Consider the following 24348-nt stretch of genomic DNA (forward strand, 5'->3'; position numbering starts at 1 on the left):
TTTCCCACACGATTTGACAAAGAACCAAAAGTATGCGCGTGCGCATGCTTTTTTTGCTGGATTAGACGACTTATCTGACGTGGCTACAATGATCTGGGCTGACATCCCCAGCAGTTTGAAAGGTATTCTTTTGCTGTTTGAAGGAAGTGCCTGTTTTCGTGGCGGGAAATGGTAGTGACACGTTTGTAACTTGTTGGTAAAATGACAAGTATAGCCATTTGTGCTATAATAGTAAGGAATATCTTGAGAAAATAGGTGAAAAATGCAACATGTGTTTATAATTGGATCGCGCGGTTTGCCGGCCCAATATGGTGGCTTTGAGACTTTTGTTGATGAGCTGGTGAGTCATCAACAATCGGATCAGATCAAATACCATGTTGCCAATCTTTCAAAAAGTGAGACTGGTAGGCATTCTGAGTATAAGACTGCGGATGTGTTTGATATCAAGGCTAGACATTTTGGTCCAGCCAATGTCATTTTTTATGATCGAGATGCGATAAACTATGCCTTAAGTTATATTAAAGATAACGAGATTGAGGCCCCTATCTTCTATATTTTAGGGAATACTTTGGGGGCTTTTATCGGCCATTATGCTAAGAAAATTCACAAAATTGGCGGGAAGATGTTGGTTAATCCAGATGGTCTTGAGTGGAAGCGAAGCAAGTGGATTAAGCCGATTCAGATGTATCTCAAATTTTCCGAGCAGAAGATGGCTAAGATTGCAGACTTGATTATTTCGGATAATCAGGGCATTGAGGATTATTTGAAATCTGAGTATGGGGATGTGTCGTCGACTGTGATTGCCTATGGGACGAATCCTGTCGCGCGTGATTCTAAGATTGATACGACTTGGTTTGAGGCGCAAGGTGTCAAACAAAAGGACTACTATCTGGTTGTTGGGCGGTTTGTGCCGGAAAATAATTATGAGGCCATCATTCAAAATTTTATGGCATCTGATACGACACGTGATTTGGTGATTGTGACCAATCACCAGGGCAATCCTTACTTTGATAAATTACGTGACATCACTGGGTTTGAGCAAGATAAGCGCATCAAATTCGTCGGGACCGTTTACGATAAAGAAACGCTACTTGCGATTCGACAGCAAGCCTTTGCTTATATTCATGGTCATGCAGTAGGCGGGACAAATCCTGGTCTACTTGAGGCGATGAATGCTACGGATTTGAATTTAGTCTATAATGTGAGTTTTAATCGCAATGTTGCCCTGGATTCTGCTCTATTTTGGCAGCTGGATAGTTTAACGGCGTTGCTGGCACAAGCTGAAAAGCTTGAGGTGTCTGAAATTGAACAGTTGGCGGTGCGTGCGCGGACGATTATTGCTGAAAAATATACTTGGGAGCGGATTGTGGCGCAGTATGAGAGGTTATTTTTGAATGAAAGTTAATATTGTCCTCTCGACTTATAACGGGGCTAAGTTCCTGGCTGAGCAGATTGAGAGTATTCAAAAGCAGACCTTTACAGACTGGCAGTTGTTGATCCGAGATGATGGTTCGACAGATGACACACCTCAAATCATCACACAATTTGCGGCAACAGATAAGCGCATCAAGTTTATTAATGCAGATAATCGAGAAAATTTCGGTGTGATCAAAAATTTTTTCACGCTGCTTAAGTTTGAAATCGCTGATTATTATTTTTTCAGTGATCAGGATGATGTTTGGTTGCCCAACAAAATGGCAACCATGCTAGATGAGGCAGCAAAACATGATCAAGCTAAACCCTTAATGGTTTACATGGATTTGTCCGTCGTGGATGAAAATTTAGTTGTGACACAACCTTCGATGATTCGAAGTCAAAGTCATCATGCCAATACGACCTTACTACCAGAGTTAACTGAAAACACAGTCACCGGTGGTGTAGCTATGATCAACCATGCTTTGGCGAGCAGATGGCATAGTACGGAGCAGCTTATCATGCATGACTGGTACTTGGCATTACTTACGACAGCAACAGGTGAACTTGTCTATATTGATCAACCGGGTGAGCTTTATCGGCAGCATGAGAATAATGTCTTGGGTGCACGGACACTGAGGAAACGACTTCAAAAGTGGCTAAAACCGATGCAAGCTATCCATAAATACTGGGATTTGATTCTCAATAGTCAAAATCAAGCGCGATTGCTATTAAATCAGCCAGATTTATCTGATGACAAGAGAGAATTAATCGAAAAATACGAAGGTCTCTTGAATCAAACCTTTAGCAATCGGATTAAAATGATTAAGAAGTATCACTTTAAGAAAAATAGATTATTCCATACAGTCGTTTTTCGGATATTGGTTGTGACAAAACTAGGACTGTCGAAAACTAGTCGCTAGGAAAAAGATTGAATAAGCGATTGGACAAGTTATGCGATTTATGAACGTCCGTAACTTTGTGAGTATTTCTTTGCTATCGATATAACCTAGGTTATATCGATAGNTCATTGCGTCGTGCTATCAATAAACAGAAGATATATCTTTAAAGCTATTTATAATTGAATGAGTAGACGTAAAAGTGTATCAAAAAAACAAGCTATAAGAAAGAGGGAGTTATGAACTTTTTTGATAAAAAAAATAAAATTCTATTAAAAGAATTAATTAAAACAGACTTTAAATTGCGTTATCAAGGATCAGCAATAGGTTATCTATGGTCAATTTTAAAGCCTGTGCTGCTATTTTTAGTGATGTATGTAGTTTTTGTAAGGTTTCTAAGATTTGGTGCTGGAGTTCCTCACTTCGCTGTTGCGTTGCTTTTAGGGATGACAGTGTGGAATTTTTTCTCTGAGGTCACTAATATGGGGATGATATCAATTGTCTCTAGGGGAGACTTGATGAGAAAAATTTCATTTTCAAAACCAATCATCATTTTTTCAGTGACTGCTAATGCGCTAATCAACTTTGGAATCAATTTGATTGTTGTCTTGGCTTTTGCGCTGATAAATGGTGTCTGGTTTACACCGAAAATTTTATTTTTACCTTTTTTGACGATAGAGTTAATATTGTTATCTGTAGGGATTGCTTTCTTCCTGGCAACATTATTTGTAAAATATAGAGATTTAGGTCCTGTTTGGGAAGTCTTTTTGCAGGCTTTTATGTATGCAACGCCGATTATTTATCCCGTGACGATGTTATTCACAAATGGCACGAGAGTTACATGGTATGCCCGTATTTTGATGTTAAATCCTATGGCTCAAATAGTTCAAGATTTAAGATATACCCTGATTGATCCAGTAAATATTACAACTTGGCAGATTGTGCCAATGTCAGTGGCTTGGATACCATATGTTCTGTCGCCAATTATATTTATGCTAGGTCTTACTTTTTTCAATAAGCAATCAAGTAAATTTGCTGAAATCATCTAGGAGGTGGAAAAAATGACAAAAAAAAATATCGCAGTCAAAATTGACCACGTCTCAAAGACTTTTAAATTGCCAACGGAGAGTTCTTCTAGTTTACGAACGACACTTGTGAATAGACTTAAAGGGATCAAGGGATATACAGAACAGCATGTTTTAAAAGATATTTCATTTGAAGTTGAAGAAGGGGATTTCTTTGGGATCGTTGGTCGTAATGGTTCTGGTAAATCAACATTGCTTAAAATTATTTCGCAAATTTACATGCCAGAAAAAGGTCAGGTATCGGTTAATGGTAAGCTTGTTTCATTTATAGAGCTTGGTGTGGGCTTTAACCCGGAATTGACAGGTAAAGAAAACGTTTATTTGAATGGAGCAATGCTTGGCTTTTCTGTCGAGGAAATTGACGCCATGTATGATGATATTGTTGATTTCGCTGAATTAAGCGAATTTATGAACCAAAAATTAAAGAACTATTCTTCAGGTATGCAAGTTCGGTTGGCTTTTTCGGTCGCAATTAAAGCACAAGGTGATGTTTTGGTACTCGACGAGGTTTTAGCGGTCGGAGATGAAGCATTTCAAAGAAAGTGTAACGATTATTTCATGGAAAGAAGAAAGTCTGGGAAAACGACTATTCTTGTGACACATGATATGGGTGCTGTTCAAAAATATTGTAATAAAGCCATTATGATTAAAGATGGTGAAGTTATCGCTGACGGAGAACCTAGCGTCGTTGCAGCCAAATATCGTGCAGCAAATTTTGAAGTCACAGATCACCATAAATTATCTGGAGATGTTGCAAAAGCTGAGTACTTACCTGGGACAAATGCTGAAGTACCTCGAGTTGAGATAAATCTATTATCAAAAGATGTTCTCAGTAGAGATGACATTTTGAAGTTTGAAATTATCTATGAGACAATTGTTGATATGCCGACAGGATTTGGGTTTTCAATTATTGATTTAACAAGTGGTGGACAATTTTCTATCATTGACGACGGTGCTGTGCAACAAAATATTTTTACACCTTGGTCAACTAAAAAAGGTGTTGTTAAAAGAGTTTATGAATTACCATTAACGGCGTTTAATAATCGTGATTTTATGGTTGTGGGCTCTGTCTTTACGGGGACCGATGTCGTTGGTGACTTTAAGCAAATTGGTTATATCTTTATTGATCGTGGACCACGCTTTTTCGTTAGAAACGAAGATGGCATATCTGGACCGCTATTGGTAGAAAAGGGTCAATTTATTGACTAGATGAGGTTTTCATGACAAAAATACTTTTTCAATCACCTGGCGGCGGTGTATTAAACGGTGCTGACATGGCGACTAAATGGCAGATGAAATATTTAGTGGATCAAGGTTATGAAGTGGGGTATATTTACTCTGATAAACGTGCCTTAACGCAAAAATTCAAGTCTTTTTTGACAGAGTATAAAATCCAGTATTTTTTTCTAGAGTATAACTGGTGGATGAATCATGAGTTAGGACTTCCAGATTTTCTAGCGATAACAGAAATTACTAAAATTATTGAGACAAATCATTATGATGTCGCAGTAACAGCTACAGCTAACATCCCACATTTGGCGTATGCTGCCGCTCTTACCCAACGGCCACATTTTTGGTTAATCCATGAGTATCCTGAGGGAGAATTTGCGTATACAAAGGCTAAATATGATTTTATTAGTCAAACCTCAAATGGAATTTTGACGGCAAATCAGGATTTATCGGAAAAAATTGGTCACTTAATTAATGATCAAGAAAAAGTAAGCTACTTTTACCCTTTTTCTGATGCTAATGGACAAGTCATTCAAAAAGACGAGCTAGCTCCTCGGTTAATCAATGTTAATGCCTTTACGGAAAGAAAAAATAACCTGGAATTGATTGAGATTTTTCAAAAATTACAAGTCGATTTTCCAGAGTTGGAGCTCGTTTTTACAGGGAAATCGGAGAGTGATTATGGGGATAAATGTCAACAATATGTCCGAGACAATGACATTAAAAATGTGTTTTTCCTCAATGATTTTTCTAAAAACTGGTCAAATGTGCGTAAGAATGATATTTTTGTCAACCCCTCAACAATGGAAACTTTCAGCTTAACACTTGTTGAAGCTTTGAAATTTGGGATTGTAACAATCTCAGCAACGAATCAAACTGCTAGTCAAATGGTTAAATTAGGTTATTTAGATGAAAAACATCACTATCAAACAGGAAATATTAATGAAGCAGTTTCTAAAATAGCGTATATTTTAAAAGACTTTCAAACGTATAAAGATGCCTCTATACAATTATCAGTGCGTGTGATTGAGGAACAAAAGCTTGAAACAATCACTCGAAATCTTAAGCTAGCTATTGAAAGCGCAAAAGAAAACCCAAGTGCTTTCTTACATCATTTAAAAGCAATGTCTATCTCGAGTGGAGAAGGCCTTTCAGATCGTTTAGAGACGATACAAGAACAGTCAAAATTACTTGATGAACGTTTGGAGATTATTCAAGAACAATCAAAAGTGCTTGATGAACGTTTGAAGATGATTAAGAAACAATCAGAAACGCTAGATGAACGTCTGGCAATCATCAAACAGCAAGAAACGACCATCAATCAAGTGAAGAATTCGATAGTTGGTAAAGTTTTTTTACGAGGAAAATTATGAAACGAGTAGCAATCTATTTCTTTTTTGACAGCAAGGGCATTGTTCATGACTATGTTTCCTACTTTTTGTCAGATTTGGTGAAAAATATTGATCGACTATTAATTGTTGTGAATGGTCAGCTGGATGAAGCGAATCAAACAAAGCTTGCGCAATTTGGAGAAGTTTACCTTAGGGATAATGATGAACTAGATGTTGGTGCTTATAAATTTGGTTTAGCACAATTAGATGATGAACTGCCACAGTTTGATGAAATCATTTTACTAAATAACACGATTATGGGACCTCTTTATCCTTTTAAAGAGACGTTTGATAAAATGGCATCGCAAGAGTTGGATTTTTGGGGATTAACAAAAGTTGGTGAGATTGGCTTAAACGAGACCTTGCTTAAAAAGTCGAAATACGATAAATATTATGAGCATATTCAATCGCATTGGATCGCAATCAGAAAATCTATGTTTTTGTCAAAAGATTGGCGAGACTTTTGGCATGATTTACCATACATTGCAGATTACGATACCAGTGTTGGGATGTATGAAGCAGTCTTTACTAAATACTTCAGTGATTTAGGTTATCAATGGGGAGTATCCGTTGACTCAGATAATGTTTATCCACATTCACAGATGCCACTTTACGATTTACCAAAACAGCTTGTTGAACAAATGAGATGCCCAATTTTTAAAAAACGAGCAGCCTTTAATATACTTGACAGAGCTTTAGTTGTGGGTGCAGGAGAACAGAGTCCTGAACTATTTGATTATATCAAAACACACACAGATTACCCACTTGATTTACTTGCAGAGGCTATTTTGCCTTATTATCATTATGATTTAATTCATAAAAATATGGCAAATGTATCTATTTTAAGTAAGAATGAGACAAGTTTACTTGAAAGTCAGTCAAAAATTGCTTTGATTATCCATCTTTATTTTGAAGACATGGTAGATGAATTTTTGACATATGCCCATTTTTTCCCAGCAACGACTGATATTTATATCACGACAAGTCAATCAAGTGTAAAACAAAAAGTTACTGAAAGAAAAAATGATTTCCAACAAAAATTGACGATTATTGATGTTGATAACCGAGGTCGCGATGTTTCGGCACTTTTAGTAGGGGCTAAGTCGATTATTACAAGTGGGGATTATGATCTCGTTTGTTTTACACATGATAAAAAAACACTACAACTAGGTAGTGAGACATCCGGTTATAGCTTTGCTCATAAATGCTATGAAAATATTCATGGATCAAGTGCCTATGTATCCAATGTAATTGCGCTTTTTGAAGAAAATCAAAAATTAGGACTTGCTGTAGCACCTGCGCCTAATCATGGTGATTATTTTTGGACAGTTGAAAAAGATTGGACACCAGATCCCAAAAATAGTTCGAACACCCAAGCATTACTAGATAAACTGGGTGTTCACGTGCCAATAGCAGAAGACCATCATCCTATAGCACCAATTGGATCTGTATTTTGGTTCAGACCGTCTGCTATGGAAAAGTTGTTCCAACAAGATTGGCAGATTGACGATTTTCCTGGGGAACCTTTGCCAGTAGACGGTACAATCAGCCACGCGATTGAGCGAAGCTATCCATTTTTAGCACAAGATGCTGGTTATTATACACAAACAATTATGAATGATCGTTATGCAGCTATTGAATACTTGAATTTATCTTATTACCTGAGAAAAGTAACGCAGGGAATTGGTGTTTTCAAAAATATTTCGGACTCAGGAAATCTATCAGGGAAACTTTTTCAAATTAATGAAGTTAAGAATCAGTTGATGGATTACCAGACTCAAGTTGCTGCTTACCAAACTAAAATTTCTGAGCTAAATCAAATTATTGATAATAATAGATGGAATGGTCGTAATTTACGGAGAAAGATCAAAACAATTTTGAAAAAAACTGTAGCTAAATAGTAAATTAGAGGATAAAAGGAGCTTGTAATGAGGGTTGTAGTAACTGGGGCAGGGGGATATATTGGCGCGCATGTCGTTGATGAAGCCTTGTCCAAAGGTCACGAAGTTATCGCGATCGACATGGATCTAAAAAATATATCTGACAAAGCGATAAAGAAAAACCTAGATCTTTTTGCTACTCATGAAAATCTCTTCCAATCACTGGGGGAGCCAGATGTTTTGATTCATTTAGCTTGGAGAGATGGTTTTATTCACAATTCTGAGCAGCATATGAAAAATTTGTCAGCACATATTGAGTTTGTAAGAAATTATGTCAAATCAGGTGGAAAAAATGTCGCAGTCATGGGGTCGATGCATGAGGTTGGTTATCATGAAGGTGCTGTAGATGAAAATACACCAACTAGTCCTCAATCTCAGTACGGTATTGCTAAAAATGCAATGCGAGAATCATTGATATTAGCGAGCAAGGAGCTAGATTTTAATCTGTATTGGTTACGTGCCTATTATATTTTTGGGGATGATGAATATGGGTCATCAATCTTTTCAAAGCTGACAAGAGCAGCTAAAAATGGTGATGAAACTTTTCCGTTTACAACGGGTAAAAATTTATATGATTTTATCCATGTCAAAGATTTGGCGAAAATGATTGTTGCAGCAAGTACTCAAAACGAAGTAACAGGCGTGATAAATGTCGCAACTGGTCAAGCCAAATCTTTAGCCGAACAAGTTGAATGGTATATTCAATCAAATGACTGGTCTATCAAACTTTTATACGGCGTCTTTCCTGATCGTCCGTATGACAGTCCAGGTATTTGGGCTGATGCAACTAAGATTAAGGATATTATGGAGAATTATGATTAAAAAAGAAAGATTATATACCCTAGATTTAATACGAGCAATTGCGGTTATATTAATTTTAATCACTCACTATAATGCGAATTTTATAGGTTTTAATGGACCTGTACAACTAGATAAAGTTGTATTGACGGCGTTTCCTTTTAATATCTACATAGGAGATCTGGGTGTAGGCTTATTTTTACTCATCTCTGGGGCAAGTATGTACTATGTTTATGCAAATCAAAAACTCAATTTAGCTAATTTTTCTAAAAAAAGACTACTTAATATTTTACCGATGTTTTATATTGCTTATGCATTAGCTTTTCTTTACAATTTTTGGATGAACAAAGGCTTTAGTCATGATGGCATCTCTTTGAAATGGGGTCTCTCAACGATTTTTGGCTTTGATTCCCTCATGCAAACTGCTGGTTTTCCATCATTTATGTTAGTTGGGGAATGGTTTTTGGGCATGATTATGATGGTGTATTTAGTTTTTCCGTTATTAAAAGTTTGCTTTGAAAAACAAACGGGACTGACACTGCTCATATCAAGCATTATTTTTCTGGTCGTTCAATCTGTTCAGTACCCTGAAAATAAGATTTGGACGTTAGTTCAACTGACGATTGGATTAATCCCAGTTTTTGTATTTGGTATGTTTTTACAAAAATATGCTAAGGCACTAAATAATATCGTTTCAATAGGGCTATCGGTCTTTGTACTTATCGTCGTTTCCTTTGGTAAATTTGGAGATGTTCCCTCAAAAATTATGATGGCAATCGTAAGTGTTGCTGTATTTGTAATTTTGACAAACGTAGCAAAATATTTGGAACAAAAGAGCATCAAAAGATGCGTCACATGGCTGGTTAAGTATGCCTATCCCATTTTTTTGATACATCATTTTGTTATAAATCAAGTAGTTAAGCATTTTGATTTATTGATGGTTGGGAAGTTAGATTCATACATTCTGTTTGTCTTGTGTCTGAGTATAATTTTTCCAATTTCTGTATTAGTTTATCGTTTGGAAAGGATGATATTAAATGTTAAATAAAATTGGAGGTTTGAGTGTAAAGTTTGGCTACCGCTTACTTTTATTTATTTCGATTTTATGGGCAATTGTCTCAGTTGGTTACGGCGCAACATTAATTGATACGCTGAATACATATGGTTATATATTGGTATTTTTGACTATTTTCTTACTCATTAGTCAAACAGCTCAGAATTTTTTAAAAAAGGCAGTAGCACTAGTGTATCGTTATCGCTATCTGACTATTCTTGCATTGTTGATTTATCAACTAGTGATTATTTTGTCAAATAGCGTTTTAGTCTATGGAGATACAACGGCTATTATCGGCAATATTAGAGGGCAAGATGCCAGTAATTATTTTTCGGCTAACCCCAACAATCTATTATACGGCTTATATGTTAAAGGGCTTTACCATTTAGTTGGTATGAAATACCTGGTATTGGTCCAAGAGTTGATTAATATTTTTATTTTAGATATTAGTATTGTTGCATTTTCTAAAAATATTGAAAAAAATTTTGATCGTCAGATAGCTGCTATCTATTTTATCTTATCTGTTTCACTTATTGGGCTTCATCCACAGTTTTTGTCAACTTACACAGACTACTGGTCTTATTTTACAGCTACTTTTGTATGTATTACTTCTATAAAAATAATTGTTGGCAATGTTAAATTAAAGGATTATATAAGTCTTGCCATTTTTATTGGTCTTGGTTATTTGATTCGGCCAACAATTATGATATATGCTATCGCGTTAGCTTTCGCACTATTACTGAGAGTAATGTTGAGCTCTGACAAACAGATAACAGATAAAGTAATAAAGGGCTTGCTGACGATTGCAATTGGATTGGTCATATTTACTGGCGTAATGAGCGTGATTAAAAAGACTGACATTTTGACTTACAAAAGTGGCTATGATAAAAATTTGGCTTACTTTTTTGATTTAGGTTTGACATCTACAGGTGCAGCACATATAGAATTACCACCTGAAGCACTTGACCAAAATAACCCTGATGAAGTGGTTGAACCATTAATTGCCAAGGATATCAAAGCAAGGTTAAAGCATTATTCACTTAAACAAGCAGTCACTAAATTTAAGATTGCTTTTCAAGAAGGAAATTTAGGGTGGCGGATTGAACAGCCTTTGAGCGTTCTCAAATTTCAAAAAAATAAGGTAACTTCAAAATTTATTGATTCTAAATTTGGTCAAAAAATCAGGTCCTACCTATTTTTTCAAGGCAACAACTTTGCTAACTTGGATTTCTTCCTACAAATAATATGGATTGCAATAATATATGGCATAATTTATCAACTTTTTAGTGTTATAAAGGGTAATAATTTTTCAATGGTTCAATTATTTTTAGCACTTGCGATTTTAGGTGCTTTTATGTATTTGATGCTGTTTGAAGCGGGGAGAAGTCGTTATCTTATTTCATTTTTACCAGTTCTAAGTTTAATGAGTTCTTTTGGTTACCAAGCAAAGGAGGAGAATAGTGAATCTAAATATTGGACTAAATCTGATTAAATTTGCGGTAGTCGTGTATTTTGCCTCCATTTTATTGTACATGCTACCAGATATCACAGGTCGACAAAAGTGGTTAACACGATTTGGCATGTCAGTCTTTTTATCAACAGTTATCAATAGTTTGGCATGTGCGACCTTATTTCTTTTCACACCGCTCAACCCTCAAACTACAGGGAAAATACATTATCTCCTTTATTTGTCGATTATCGTACTTTTAATCTTTTGGAGTAGAAGCCTTCTTGTTAAATTAAATTTTCGAGTTAAAGTTTATCCTTTATTATTTTCGTGGACAGTTTTTGTGGCAAGTATTTTGATACTTGGTGTACATTGGTTGATTAAAAGTTTTGGTGATGTGAATCTAGATCAGATAGTTTACACGCTTGCCAATGCTGAAGGAACTGATACAACAAACGTTTATACTTTCATAGCGGGTGTTTTAACTCCATCACTAGCATTTGCTGGTGTATCCTATTTTTCAGGGCATCTATTTTTAAAAGTAAAAAAATTTGTACTATCTGTCTGGCTTAGTCGGCTATTAAAAGTCTTGGTTATTGTTCTGATGTTATTTTTCTCATCATTCTATGCGCTAAGCCACTTTGGTTGGTCAAAAATTGCTAACTATTTTTCAGATTCAACGTTTATTGAAGAAAATATGGTTAATACAAAGAAAGTGAACATTTCTTTTCCAAATCAAAAAAGAAATTTAATTTATATTTTTGTTGAGTCTCTGGAAACATCTTTCGCAGATCGTGATCAGGGGGGAGATCAGTCCGTGAATCTTCTTCAACCCTTGATGGATGTTGATCCGAGTGCAATTAATTTTTCGAATACAGCGTTATATGGGGGACAGCGACAGTTGCCTGGGATGGATTACACAGTAGCAGGGATTATTGCACAAACAGCAGGTCTACCTTTAAAATTTGGAGGAAACTATACACAAGATCAGCTTAATGGTGATTTTTCTGGCACCCAGATTGCTAATATGCTACCAGGTTTGACCAGTCTTGGTGAAATACTTAAGCAAAATGGCTATACGAATTATTTTTTGATGGGTTCAACGCCGAATTTTGGTGGTCGTGCATCCTATCTGGAACAACATGGGGATTATCAAATTACAGGTTGGCCACAAGCGATTCAAAACGGTTGGTTGCCCGAGGACTACGCTGAAAATTGGGGATTTGAAGATAGAAAACTATTTGAATTTGCCGAAAATATGCTGACCGATATTGCACAAGAAGATAAGCTTTTCAATTTTTCGTTATTAACTTCGGATACACATTTTCCTGATGGCTATGTTTATGGTGATGAAGAAGAAGTTACTGATATGCAATATAAGAACGTCGTTTTCCATTCAAGTGCTATGGTTGCAGAGTTTATTAGATGGTGTCAAGAGCAAAGTTGGTATGATAATACGACAATTGTCGTGACAGGTGATCATTTAACCATGGATCAAGGATATGTCAAATCACTAGATAAAAATTATACACGTACTGTTTTTAATCTATTTTTGAATACAGGACTGACAACAACATTTGATAAAAATCGTCAATTTTCAAATATGGATATGTTCCCCACGACTTTAGCGGCAATAGGTGGTAAAATTAATAGCCAAGAGGAGCAACTTGGATTGGGAGTCAATTTGTTTTCCGGTCAGAAAACAATGATTGAAAAATATGGTTATAGTGAAACTAAAAAACAACTTGAGCAACGCTCTAAGTTTTATATCAAACAAATAATTGAAGGTAAAAAAGAATGAATCGACTTTTGCTATACGTCCATTTTAACAAAGAAGATAGCCTGTCAACGCATGTTATTTTTCAACTGCAAGCTTTGAGAACTATTTATAGTAAAATCATTTTGATTTCAAACTCTCATCTAGATCAAGTATCACTTGACAAGCTATCGTATGATAATTTTTTGCAAAGAAATAATAAAGGATTTGATTTCGCAGCTTGGGCTGATGGGATGAAAATGGTCGGATTTGATGAACTAAAAGAATTTGATTCCGTTACAATTATGAATGATACCACTTTTGGTCCTATTTTCGATTTTGCACCAGTTGTTGATCGGATGGACAGCTCAGAGAGTGATTTCTGGGGGATCACGAATAATCGTGCACATTCAGCTGATATTGGAGGTCAATTACGCCCCTTAAAAGAACATATTCAGTCTTATTTTATTGCTTTTCAACAACGAGTTGTTGCGCATCCTAGTTTTCAATATTTTTGGGAAAATGTTCAAAGCTACGATGATGTTAACCAAGTGATTTTAAATTACGAAACGGCAGTGACGGATTATTTTATTCAAGAGGGATTTAAGTACGGTGTTCAGTTTGATACGGTGTCGGAAGATATTTCAGACATGCAGAACTCTGATTTTTCTATCTTTGGTATAAAGAAATTGCTTGCGTATCGGGTACCATTTGTTAAAATAAAAGCCTTCATTCATAACGCAGAAAAACCGGAGATTAGTACAATTTTTGACGAAATTGTGTCGAGTTCAGATTATCCATCTCATCTAATTGTTGATCACATGACTTTTGTAGATTATCCAGATAGAGATTACTTACTTCCCCAAAAAACACTCGATTTTAGTAGTTTAAAAGGAAGTAGAACAAGGGTCGGGATACATTTACATATTTCTTGTGTAGATGAAATCGAGTCATTTTTATCAAGTTTTAATCAGTATTTAGGAGATTATGATCTCTATTTAACGACATCACTAGGAGAGGTGGTAGCTACCTTTGGTGAAAAAGTCAAGGAGGTTATCCTGGTCGATCGTGGCTTAAACCCTATATTGGCCTGGCAAAAAATACAGGATAGATTAGTAGGCTATCAAATTGCTGGACATTTTGAGGTGGCGTCCTTTAGCGATGCTATTGACAGCTTGTTAAAGCCAGCGAAAAAAATAGTCGCTTATGCCACAACAAACAAAAAAGTTGGCCTAGTTGTTTCGGATCTTACGGTATCAATACGAACTGAGTCGATTGATGAGGATTCTATGTGGCCTTATATGGCACAATTGTGGAATATGATTTATCCGCATAATGAAAAAAATCTTAAAAAGCAGGATATTTATGTTAAAAGTGCAACCGCAAGTTTTTGGTATCGACCAGAAGCACTAGAAAAAATCTTGTCAATAAATTTGAGTGCATTAGTGGCACAAGATCCTTCAGCTGCGGAAGCAATCACACATAGTTTTTCGAATTTACTGACTTATGTTGCATGGGCGAATGGTTTTGACTTTAGAATTTCACAACCTCATTTACTTACGGGATTTGAAGTTAAGCGTAAGTTTGAAAGTCAATCCCCCCTAACAGTAGAAGAGCCTGTCATACTTCCGTTAAAGCCAAGTACGGCTAGACGATTGATAGGCTATCCCATTAGATGGCTTAAAAGTATTGTTAAGAAGATTAAATCCTAAGGAGATTTAGATGTTCAGAACAAATAAACTAGTAATTGTGGGACCTTGTTATTTTGAAAATGTGGATTGAATAGAAAATTAAAGGTGAAATTTAGTGAGAAAGCCCATTCATATATTTTTAAAAATTATAGCGATTATTTGTGGTGTTTTATTTTTCAGTTGGACAGTTTACGCGATTAATTATTTGGTAGATATTATAACTTATATAAGAATTAATTGGATGACTATAGCGATACTTATTATCTTCCTTGTTTGCTATGGCATATCAAGAATAAAGAGGTTCAACATTTTTGAATTGCTTTATAAGAGAAGATATCTGATTATAATATTTTTAGCCATATGTCAAGTAGTGTTTGTTTTGTTAGCAAGTGCACAGGCGGGTGCTGATACAACAGGTATATTTGAAAATGTCCAAGGAATAGGTTCACCAGAATACTTTTCAGCGTTTACTAATAATTATTTTTACGGTTTATATGTTAAGGCAATTATTTCAATTGTTAGTCCTCAGTATGCTATTCTCGTTCAAGAATTGATTAATATTTTGTTGCTTGATTTAGTGATACTATTTGTTCCGTTGCACTTTTCAATCTATATATCCAAAAGTGCTTCCCATAAATCTTTTGTTTTTTTACTATTAACTTTGGGTATAAACCCAACGTTTATCTCTACATATACTGATTATTTATCACTTTTTACAGCAAGCCTAATTTTTTGTTTTAGTATTAAAATATTACATACTAGGCTCAATCTTTATGAGTCGCTATTTTTTGGGATTATCATTAGCATCGGTTCGCAAATTAGAATTACGAGTTTGATTTTCATTATAGGATTAGTTATAGCAGTATTATTGAATTTTATCAAAAATAGACCAAATTTTAGACATATATCAAGTAAGAAGATTCTATCTATCGTTATCATCATTTTAGGGTTTAGTGTCGCCAATTTTACTACTAATTATGTAAAATCTAAAAAAGTTATCCCTTATACTGAGAATCAAACAAAAACTTTACTTTATTATTTGGATCTTGGTCTGACATCGACTGGTTCCAACCATTTTGAATTACCAAGTGAGGTTCTTCAATATGGTTTGCCATCATCAAAAATTAATGAAGTTGTCAAAAAAGATCTGAGAAATAGATTTAAAAATTATAATGTTAAAATTGCTCTAAATAAATTTAGACTTGGATATGAAGCCGGTGATTTTGGCTGGCAAGCTGAGCGTGTTATTAATGAAAAAAATTTAGTAAGAAACAAGATAACTAAAAGTTTTATTGACTCACATATAGGCGAAAAAGTCAGAAAATATATTTTTCCAATTGATAAAACTCATCTAAAATATTCACTTTTGCTACAGTTAACTTATCTAGTGATAATATTGAACTCGTTGCTAGTTCTGATTAATATTTCGATTAGTAATATTGAATTGGATAGAGTATCCATGTATATTTTGATTACTGTATTTGGCATGTTTTTATACTTCATGTTGTTTGAATTTGGGCGAAGTAGATATTTAATTTCTTTTTGGCCTATGATTGTGGGGCTAAGTATCTTACCTAAATCCAAAAATCAGAAGAAGGGATTATCTTGAAATAGAAACAATGTTGAGTAAATGTAAAGTAGTCTATAGAATGAGTAGTCTTGACTTAAATACAAGGAGGAGTTTTATGATATCAATTGTTGTACCAGCTTATAATGAAGAGAAGGCAATTCCGTTATTTTTTAATGAAATTGAAAAAGTTAGTCAAAAAATAGGACTTGAGTTTGAATATATTTTTGTCAATGATGGTTCCAAAGACAATACATTGCAGGTTTTAAAATCGTTACATCAAGATCACCAAAATGTTCACTATATTGATTTCTCTAGAAATTTTGGTAAAGAAGCAGCACTCTTAGCGGGTTTAGAGCAATCTAAAGGTGATTTTGTTGCTGTTATGGATGCTGATTTACAGGATCCACCAGAATTGTTAGAAGAGATGTATAGCTTACTTTTAACAGGAGAATATGATGTTGTCGGGACAAGACGAGTAACACGAGATGGAGAGCCAGCAATAAGAAGTTTTTTTGCGCGTCTATTTTATTTGATGATTAATAAAATTTCTTCGACTGAGATGATAGATGGTGCAAGAGATTTCAGATTAATGACACGGCAAGTTGTAGCGTCAATTTTAGAGTTAAAAGAATATAATCGTTTTTCAAAGGGAATTTTTAGTTGGGTAGGTTACAAGACTAAATATCTGGAATATAAAAATCGTCAACGGGTAGCAGGAGAAACATCATGGTCTTTCTGGGGACTATTAAAATATTCAATTGAAGGTATTATCAATTTTTCAAATGCTCCGTTACAAATAGCAACTTATTCAGGAATTTTATCTAGTTTGGCAGCAGTAATTTTTATCATTGTTATTGTTATAAGAACTATTGTATACGGCGATCCTGTGTCAGGATGGCCAAGCCTTGTAAGCATTGTTTTGCTAGTTGGTGGCATGCAATTATTTGCTTTGGGAATTATTGGACAGTATATCGGTAAAATTTATTTAGAAACAAAAAAAAGACCAAGCTATATTATTAAAGAAATGAAGTAATTCTGAATAGAAAATAAAGTTCAAGGAATAGGACTCTCAATGAGCAGTATCCTTTTATTGGTATATTAATAGATAGCATTAACTTGGATGATTTTGAAGAAGAAATAAATACGTTAAAAAATGTCGTTATAAATTAGATAACGAGCAGAGACGTAATGGAGATTTAGGAGAGAAAACCGTGTCAAATAACATTTTATTCTATGTACATTACAATAAATTTGATAGGTTGAGTGATCATGTCATATTTCAACTTGAAGCCATACGACCAATTTATCAAGAAATTTATCTGATTTCAAATAGTAGACTGGAAGCTTCCGATTTGGAGAAACTTTCAGAAAAAGGATTATACGATCAGTTTTTGCAGAGAGAAAATAGTGGCTATGATTTTAGTGCTTGGTCAGAAGGCATTGAGAAGTATGGCTATGATAAACTTGCGACTTTTGATAATCTGACGATTATGAATGATACTTGTTTTGGTCCGTTTTGGGATTTTGAGTCGACATTTGATGCATTTTCTGGGAAAAAACAGGTTGACTTCTGGGGTATTACTAACAATCGCGCTCACACTGTTAAACCTGAAAATAGTCATTCAGTTCGTTTGCCAGACCATATTCAATCTTATTTTGTGACATTTAAACATCAGGTAATCACAGACTCGGCATTTAAAAATTTCTTTGGTATTGTTGAGCAATTGGATGATGTTGTACAGGTGATAATCCGCTATGAGACAGCCATGACAAAACATTTTGAAGATGCTGGTTTTAAATCTGACGTATTGTTTGATACGCGGGAAATGCCATGGCAAAATATGTTGACTCATGATTTTTCTGTTTTTAATCTACCGATTTTAATCCAAAGAAAAATTCCATTTCTTAAAGTCAAGGCCTTTATGATTTGGTCGACGCATCCTCAAACCCCATTATTGGTCAATAAACTGCTCCAAACCTCTGCTTATCCCTTCACACTCGTTGCAAATCATATGTCGGTTTATGATTATCCAGATCGACCATATTTAATTTCTTATAAAGTACTTGATTTACCTGAAGAATCGACAGCTACTGCTCCTGATTTACGGATTGGGATTCATCTGCATGCTTTCTATCCAGATTTAGTTCAAGAATTTGTAGCTAATTTTGACCAGTTTGTTGGTCAATATGAGCTATACTTGACGACGGACACCGAAGAGAAAAAGCAGGAACTCGAAGCAATGGCGATTCCACAAGTTAAACAAATCATTTCGGGATTTAAAAAAGGAAGAGACGTTTTGCCATGGATGAGCCTATCCGAAACGCTTTCAAATTATGATGTGGTTGGTCATTTTCATACGAAAAAGTCACTAGATAATGATTGGATTGTCGGTGAATCATGGCGAAATGATATTAGTGACATGTTAATCAAACCTGCGCAAACAATTTTCTCTGAATTTTCTGCAAATCCAGATTTGGGAATCGTTATCAACGATGTTCCAACAACTTTTAACTTTAATTATGGCCCTTCTTACATCGGTGAGCGTGAGCTAGCACCATTTAAGGAAAAAATTTGGCAACAGCTAGGTTATTCGAAGCAGGTTACTTTGCAAGAAAGTAGTACGACAGTTATGGCATACGGTACAATGGTATGGTATCGACCTAAGGCTCTTGCTAATCTGTTGGCATTAGATATCACGCCAGATGTACCAATGGAGCCACTTCCGTATACATCAATTTTACATGCATTTGAAAGATTATTGGTTTATGTTGCTTGGGCAAATGGATATGATTATCGTATTTCTAAAAACAAAGCTCTCACAAATGGGTTCATCTCAAATGTCGCACAAAACAATATGTTAAAAGTAGAAGCAATAAGTGTTTTTGATAAGGATAAGGGATTATATACAAGAATCGGTCAAAAAAGAAGTGTTAATTTATTATTATCAACCCCTAAATATGCTTTTAGAGCAAGTAAGTATCTAATAAAGCACGTTCTATGGCGGCTGAAAGCTAAAATTAAACGATGATCTAGTTTTAAGGTATGAAGGTGATTCTATCTGATGAACGATATGACAATAGGCTCTTAAAATTGGAGTCTATTTTTGGTTAATATGTAGCTTAGTTTGAAGTAGAGAGTATTTTTCATGAAAAATAGATGAAGAGGAATAATAGTTTAATATATCCATTGCTATTTATAAATGAGATACTTGGCTATCATTTTGTATCAAAATGTTAAAGCTTATCTATTATTTATGCTAAAATAAAAATATGAGAAAAAATATTAGATATAAAGCTTTCATAGTCCTTTTTGTACTTGTTGGAATTTTCACATCATCTAGTGTATTAGCTGATACGACAAATGCTATGTATAGACTATATAACCCTAATAGTGGCGAGCATTTTTATACGGCTAATTTTGTAGAGGCTAAAAATATTATCAATGCTGGCTGGAAATATGAGATGGTTGGTTGGAATGCACCAACGACAGGTGTTCCTGTCTATAGACTTTACAATCCCAATGTAGGTGATCATCATTATACTTTGAATGCTAGCGAAAGAGATATGCTTGTCAATGTTGGTTGGCGCTATGAAGGTATCGGTTGGTATTCTGATGTTCAAAATTCAGTGAAACTTTATCGTGCCTATAATCCTAACGCAAAATCTGGTAGTCACAACTATACAACAAATTATGGTGAACAATTAAGCATTGTCAGAGCCGGTTGGCGTGATGAGGGGCTTGCTTGGTATGGCAGTAATACGGCACCAGCCGATAACAAAGATTCGATTTTGAAGGAGCTGTCAAATGGTTATAAAGGGATTGATGAGGTACGATTTGAGAGGATAAATTCAATTTCACGCCGAAATTGGCTGTATCAGACGGTTAAATCCTCAATCCCATTAGCTACAGAGGGGCGCGTCTTTCCATCTGTCATGGTGGCTCAGGCCATTATTGAAAGTGGATGGGGAGAAAGTGGCCTGACTGTCAGAGCTAATAACTTGTTTGGGCTTAAAAAGGGAAGCTGGACAGGAGCGGTCTATAATGCTGTAACTGCAGAACAAGCAAGAAATGATGGAACGTATTCAGGGTATAGAACACAAGCAGATGCTCAAAAAGGTGGTCCAGTCCAAAATTTAACACTTAAAAGAGGTGACTATTATTGGATTATTGCTTCATTCCGCCAATATGGCTCGCAACAAGAGAGTCTTGCGAACTACGTTGCTGTTCTTTCGCAAAGTGGTTATGCAGATGCTAGACGACCGCAGGCAAAGAATTATAAGGATGCTGCGACTGCGCTTGGTGATAATATTCCCTTATCATGGGCGACTGATATAAAGTATACGCAAAGTATTATTAATACGATTGAATACTATAATCTTCAAGCATTAGATTAGGATATGGAAGGAATTGGAATGAAAAAAAGATTTTAGGAGTAGTTTTTCTCTCCACTGTTATTTTATCTCAACATGTTGCGGCACAAGATGATATACCGACACCAGTAGTGTCAGATGAGGCTCGAGTCTCCGCTTCAAGTGAAGTTCAGTCTCCTAGTATAGATTCGGAAACACCTAATGGTTCATCAGCCCCTAAAAATGAATTACAAGAACAGAATGATGCGACTGAACCATCTAGCCAAAAGCCTCAGAGAATCTTAAGAGCAACGGTACAAGTGACAACCCAGGCAATGTATCGTCTGTATAACCCGAATAGTGGGGAACATTTTTATACAGCAAATGCTGGAGAAGCTAAAAATCTCATTTTGGCTGGCTGGTATTATGAAGGTGTTGGCTGGTTTGCGCCTGAGAAATCTAGTACTCCAGTTTACCGTCTTTATAACCCAAATGCTGGGGATCATCACTTTACAACACTTGCAGCTGAAAAAGATATGCTGACTAAAGTAGGGTGGCGTTATGAGGGCATTGGCTGGTACTCAGATGATGCCCAAACGGTTAAACTTTTGCGCGCCTATAATCCTAATGCGCAAGCTGGTAGCCATAATTATACGACAAATGGATTAGAACAAGCGCTACTTATTAAAGCGGGTTGGAGAGATGAGGGCACTGCCTGGTTTGGCAGTAACATTGAACCATTAGATAATCAGGATGTCCAACTGGGTCAGACCTATCGACCTAACACTTGGTATACAGTAGATGGTCAAAAAAAACATACAGACCAAAATAAAAACTGGCAAACTGGCTTCCAATGGATTTCAGGTCAAATTTACTATTTTGATAGCAATGGTAATATGCAAGCCAATAAAACGGTAACAGACCGTGGCAATACCTATCAACTTAAGACTGATGGTACTTTGACATCAGGCAATGCCACTATTGAAAAGGCCATCTCATCTGGTATGACTAAAGTTGGGAATTCACCCTATGTCTTGGGTGGCGGCCGAACATCGGAATCAATCGCAGCGAATCAGTTTGACTGTTCATCCTTCACTTACTGGATGTATCAGCAAGCAGGGGTTTCTCAAAGCGTGTTAGGTGTGCAGTCTGCAACGACAACTTGGACGCAGGCGAAGGTTGGAAGGGCTGTTAGTTTTGCTTCAATGAAGCGTGGCGATATTTTCATGATGAGTAATATAGGTCATGTAGGACTTTATTTGGGTGGTGGTTATTTCATTCATTCGTCACCAAATGCTAAGTTCTCAACTGTTTATGGTGGGCAAGCGCAACCCAATGTTACAGTGACTGGCTATTATGGAGGTGTTGGAGTTTCTAGGATGTCGGATGTCATTTCGAGAGATCCTGCTGACGGAAAGCATGAATATACGTATAAGACATGGGAACAAATTCAAAACAATGTTGTGAGAAGAATTGTGCAATAAGGAGACGAGAATGAAACTAATCAATGTCACCGTAATTTTACTAGGTGTTCTGTTATTGACCTCTTGCGGTAAACAAGCTGATAAAACAGAAGGTAAAAAACACACAAGCACGATACAAAAAAAAAGTAAGTCTCAAGCATCATCCAAAAGCACATCAGAGACAACGACAGAAGCTTCTTCAACCTCAGCACCAGCTTCATCAGAAATTGTAATTGGTGAAAAGCAGCCGGTCATTACATCAGAGGTAGCAGGTCTACCATCAGACTATCTGGGTAAGTGGGTTAATCACCTTAATAACGATTACTTTGAAATTACAAGCACACAGTTAACAACTGGAAATGATGTGACGACAGTGACCTCGAAAATTGTGAAAGTTGGTAAGGATCGTGAGGGATATCTTGTGCAAACTGAAGATGGGATTTCTTCTTATTTGACAGTTAAGGATAACCAATTGTATCCAGTAACTTCTCAAGCGGAGTTGGCATCTGACTTCTTATCACAAATTACTTTTGAGAAAGAATAACTATGACAAAAAAATTCCAGTATCTGTTGTTTGCTGTCCTCTTGGCATTATGTCCTGTGATTGTACAAGGTGAAACAACCACAAGCCCTTCAGAAGAAGTATCTAGTTCTTCAAGTAGTACAGAAACTACATTGGTTTCCAGCTCATCAAGTAGCACTGAAGATTTAACTTCTGGTTCATCAAGTAGCTCAGAAACTACATTAACATCGCAAGACAGTACCTCTAATACAGCAACGATAACGCCGGAAATACCAAAAGAAACATTGAAAACGACGACAGCTACCTTGGCTACTTCGGTCATTAAAACTCAGGCCATGTATCGACTCTATAATCCAAATAGCGGCGAGCATTTTTATACTGCGAGTGCCTATGAGGCGAGAGAAGTCATCAAGGCAAAATGGCACTATGAAGGTGTTGGTTGGCATGCACCAGTGTCAGGTGTTCCTGTTTATCGCTTATATAATCCTAATGCAGGGGATCATCATTACACGTTAAATGGACATGAGAAAAATGATTTAATTTCACGTGGTTGGCGTTATGAAGGCATCGGCTGGTATTCAGACCAGAATCAATCTCTCGAACTTTATAGGGCATATAATCCAAATGCTCAATCTGGAAGCCACAATTATACCTTGAATGGTAACGAACAAAATGTTTTACTTCGTGCAGGTTGGAGAAATGAAGGAATTTCTTGGTATGGCAGTGGTGTTAGACCAGAAAGTTCAGAGGATGCAGCCCTTCAAGCGTTATATCAGCAGATTATCAATTCTCGTCCTCAAATTGGCAAGCCCAACTATTATTCTCAAAAGGATTCACGTTGGTCAGGCAATAGATTTAATTCATCTACCATTGGGCCATCAGGCTGTGTCCCAACAAGTCTTGCCATGATTTTAAGTGGCAGTTATGGTATGAATTTGACGCCTGCCGATGTCGCAGCGCGTATGGATGGCTACAGTAGCTGGGCATTTGGTGCCTCAGGCAAAGATATTATTGCGACAGCAAACTCTTATGGTCACTCAGTAGAGGTTGTCTCGTCACAGGCAGTTGCTGAGCAGAGACTGAGAGAAGGCTATCCGCTTATCTGGTTGGTAAATGTCGGAATTGGACATGCGGTTGTCTCTTTTGGTAATAGTGGTGGGAAAACGGAAGTACTAGACCCATATGATCGACAATTCATTAATGGTTGGCAAGATATCTCATTTCTATGGGGTAAACTTTCAAGAGATCCAATGGATTGGGATGCTGGTGTACCCGTTTTTGTCATTAAATAGAGGATAAGCAAGATGAAAAAGATAATCGTAATAGGCATGATTTTAGCGAGTAGTATTTTGGTCGCCTGTGGCGCAAAAAAAGATGACGCATCTTCTGGTAAATCCTCGTCAAAATCAACGAGTATGATTGAACAGTCGAGTACATCAAAAACTTCAGAGTTCCCCACGCCTTCAGAATCAAACTCTTCATCTAGCGAAACAGTTAAAACATCAGATGTTCAAGGTTCTGATTTAACTCAGGCAAGATTAAAACTCTATCATGCAGGTATTGATTCCTCAAGTATTTCAGATGAACAACTTTTGAAGTATTGGAAAGAAGCTAAAAAAGAGAAGTTGGATTTTGTTCAGTATGTGCAAGATAAGCTTTAAATAGTATTGAGTCATTTCAAACCATTATAATAGACTGAAAAAGTTGAGGGCACCTCTAAAAACGTATGAAAAGAGGT

19 protein-coding genes are annotated in these 24348 nt (G+C 36.1%); all 19 read left to right on the plus strand.

All coding sequences use genetic code 11. From position 1 onward, the window contains the following. The first annotated feature begins 262 nt into the window (after positions 1-262). The 19 genes from cps2T (at position 263) to RR45_RS09460 (ending at position 24271) form a co-directional block, all read left to right on the plus strand. On the plus strand, positions 263-1405 hold the full coding sequence (gene cps2T, locus RR45_RS09370) for a beta 1-4 rhamnosyltransferase Cps2T (protein WP_031366366.1): 1143 nt from the start codon (positions 263-265) through the stop codon (positions 1403-1405). Next, the gene (locus RR45_RS09375; protein WP_031366365.1) at positions 1395-2336 is read left to right on the plus strand and encodes a glycosyltransferase family 2 protein; all 942 of its coding nucleotides are present in this window, start codon (positions 1395-1397) and stop codon (positions 2334-2336) included. Before cps2T ends, RR45_RS09375 begins: the two co-directional genes overlap by 11 nt. A 215-nt stretch (positions 2337-2551) precedes the next feature. Continuing rightward, positions 2552-3361 carry an ABC transporter permease gene (locus tag RR45_RS09380; protein ID WP_031366364.1) on the plus strand — a complete coding sequence of 270 codons (810 nt, stop codon included), beginning with the start codon at positions 2552-2554 and terminating at the stop codon, positions 3359-3361. Positions 3362-3373: 12 nt separating this feature from the next. Further along, positions 3374-4606, plus strand: a complete 1233-nt coding sequence (locus tag RR45_RS09385; protein WP_084463500.1) for an ABC transporter ATP-binding protein — start codon at positions 3374-3376, stop codon at positions 4604-4606. 11 nt (positions 4607-4617) lie between these two features. Beyond that, positions 4618-6000, plus strand: a complete 1383-nt coding sequence (locus tag RR45_RS09390) for a glycosyltransferase (RefSeq protein WP_031366362.1) — start codon at positions 4618-4620, stop codon at positions 5998-6000. Next, on the plus strand, positions 5997-7919 hold the full coding sequence (locus tag RR45_RS09395) for a rhamnan synthesis F family protein (protein WP_072353671.1): 1923 nt from the start codon (positions 5997-5999) through the stop codon (positions 7917-7919). The genes RR45_RS09390 and RR45_RS09395 overlap by 4 nt, the downstream gene beginning before the upstream one ends. A 27-nt stretch (positions 7920-7946) precedes the next feature. Continuing rightward, the gene (locus tag RR45_RS09400) at positions 7947-8780 is read left to right on the plus strand and encodes an NAD-dependent epimerase/dehydratase family protein (protein ID WP_031366360.1); all 834 of its coding nucleotides are present in this window, start codon (positions 7947-7949) and stop codon (positions 8778-8780) included. After that, positions 8773-9804 carry an acyltransferase family protein gene (locus tag RR45_RS09405; protein WP_031366359.1) on the plus strand — a complete coding sequence of 344 codons (1032 nt, stop codon included), beginning with the start codon at positions 8773-8775 and terminating at the stop codon, positions 9802-9804. Before RR45_RS09400 ends, RR45_RS09405 begins: the two co-directional genes overlap by 8 nt. Next, the gene (locus tag RR45_RS09410) at positions 9794-11302 is read left to right on the plus strand and encodes a glycosyltransferase family protein (RefSeq protein ID WP_031366358.1); all 1509 of its coding nucleotides are present in this window, start codon (positions 9794-9796) and stop codon (positions 11300-11302) included. The genes RR45_RS09405 and RR45_RS09410 overlap by 11 nt, the downstream gene beginning before the upstream one ends. Continuing rightward, on the plus strand, positions 11271-13058 hold the full coding sequence (locus tag RR45_RS09415; RefSeq protein ID WP_084463502.1) for an LTA synthase family protein: 1788 nt from the start codon (positions 11271-11273) through the stop codon (positions 13056-13058). The genes RR45_RS09410 and RR45_RS09415 overlap by 32 nt, the downstream gene beginning before the upstream one ends. Next, positions 13055-14725: a rhamnan synthesis F family protein gene (locus RR45_RS09420; RefSeq protein WP_072353672.1), complete on the plus strand. Its 1671-nt coding sequence runs from the start codon at positions 13055-13057 to the stop codon at positions 14723-14725. The genes RR45_RS09415 and RR45_RS09420 overlap by 4 nt, the downstream gene beginning before the upstream one ends. A gap of 94 nt (positions 14726-14819) precedes the next feature. Continuing rightward, positions 14820-16313 carry a glycosyltransferase family protein gene (locus tag RR45_RS09425; protein ID WP_031366355.1) on the plus strand — a complete coding sequence of 498 codons (1494 nt, stop codon included), beginning with the start codon at positions 14820-14822 and terminating at the stop codon, positions 16311-16313. 76 nt (positions 16314-16389) lie between these two features. Continuing rightward, complete coding sequence (locus RR45_RS09430) at positions 16390-17307, plus strand: glycosyltransferase family 2 protein (RefSeq protein WP_031366354.1); 918 nt, start codon at positions 16390-16392, stop codon at positions 17305-17307. A gap of 178 nt (positions 17308-17485) precedes the next feature. After that, positions 17486-19303, plus strand: coding sequence for a rhamnan synthesis F family protein (locus RR45_RS09435; protein ID WP_031366353.1), 1818 nt, complete (start codon positions 17486-17488; stop codon positions 19301-19303). Positions 19304-19544: 241 nt separating this feature from the next. Further along, complete coding sequence (locus RR45_RS11540; RefSeq protein ID WP_072353673.1) at positions 19545-20669, plus strand: glucosaminidase domain-containing protein; 1125 nt, start codon at positions 19545-19547, stop codon at positions 20667-20669. 107 nt (positions 20670-20776) lie between these two features. Next, complete coding sequence (locus RR45_RS11660; RefSeq protein ID WP_072353674.1) at positions 20777-22108, plus strand: NlpC/P60 family protein; 1332 nt, start codon at positions 20777-20779, stop codon at positions 22106-22108. Between the two features lie 10 nt (positions 22109-22118). Next, positions 22119-22631: a hypothetical protein gene (locus RR45_RS09450; protein ID WP_031366351.1), complete on the plus strand. Its 513-nt coding sequence runs from the start codon at positions 22119-22121 to the stop codon at positions 22629-22631. Positions 22632-22633: 2 nt separating this feature from the next. After that, the gene (locus tag RR45_RS09455) at positions 22634-23902 is read left to right on the plus strand and encodes a C39 family peptidase (RefSeq protein WP_072353675.1); all 1269 of its coding nucleotides are present in this window, start codon (positions 22634-22636) and stop codon (positions 23900-23902) included. Positions 23903-23914: 12 nt separating this feature from the next. Then, the gene (locus RR45_RS09460) at positions 23915-24271 is read left to right on the plus strand and encodes a hypothetical protein (protein ID WP_072353676.1); all 357 of its coding nucleotides are present in this window, start codon (positions 23915-23917) and stop codon (positions 24269-24271) included. Positions 24272-24348 lie beyond the last annotated feature (77 nt).

The organism is Pseudolactococcus chungangensis CAU 28 = DSM 22330, from assembly GCF_002441885.1.
In the GTDB taxonomy this organism is placed as follows: domain Bacteria; phylum Bacillota; class Bacilli; order Lactobacillales; family Streptococcaceae; genus Pseudolactococcus; species Pseudolactococcus chungangensis.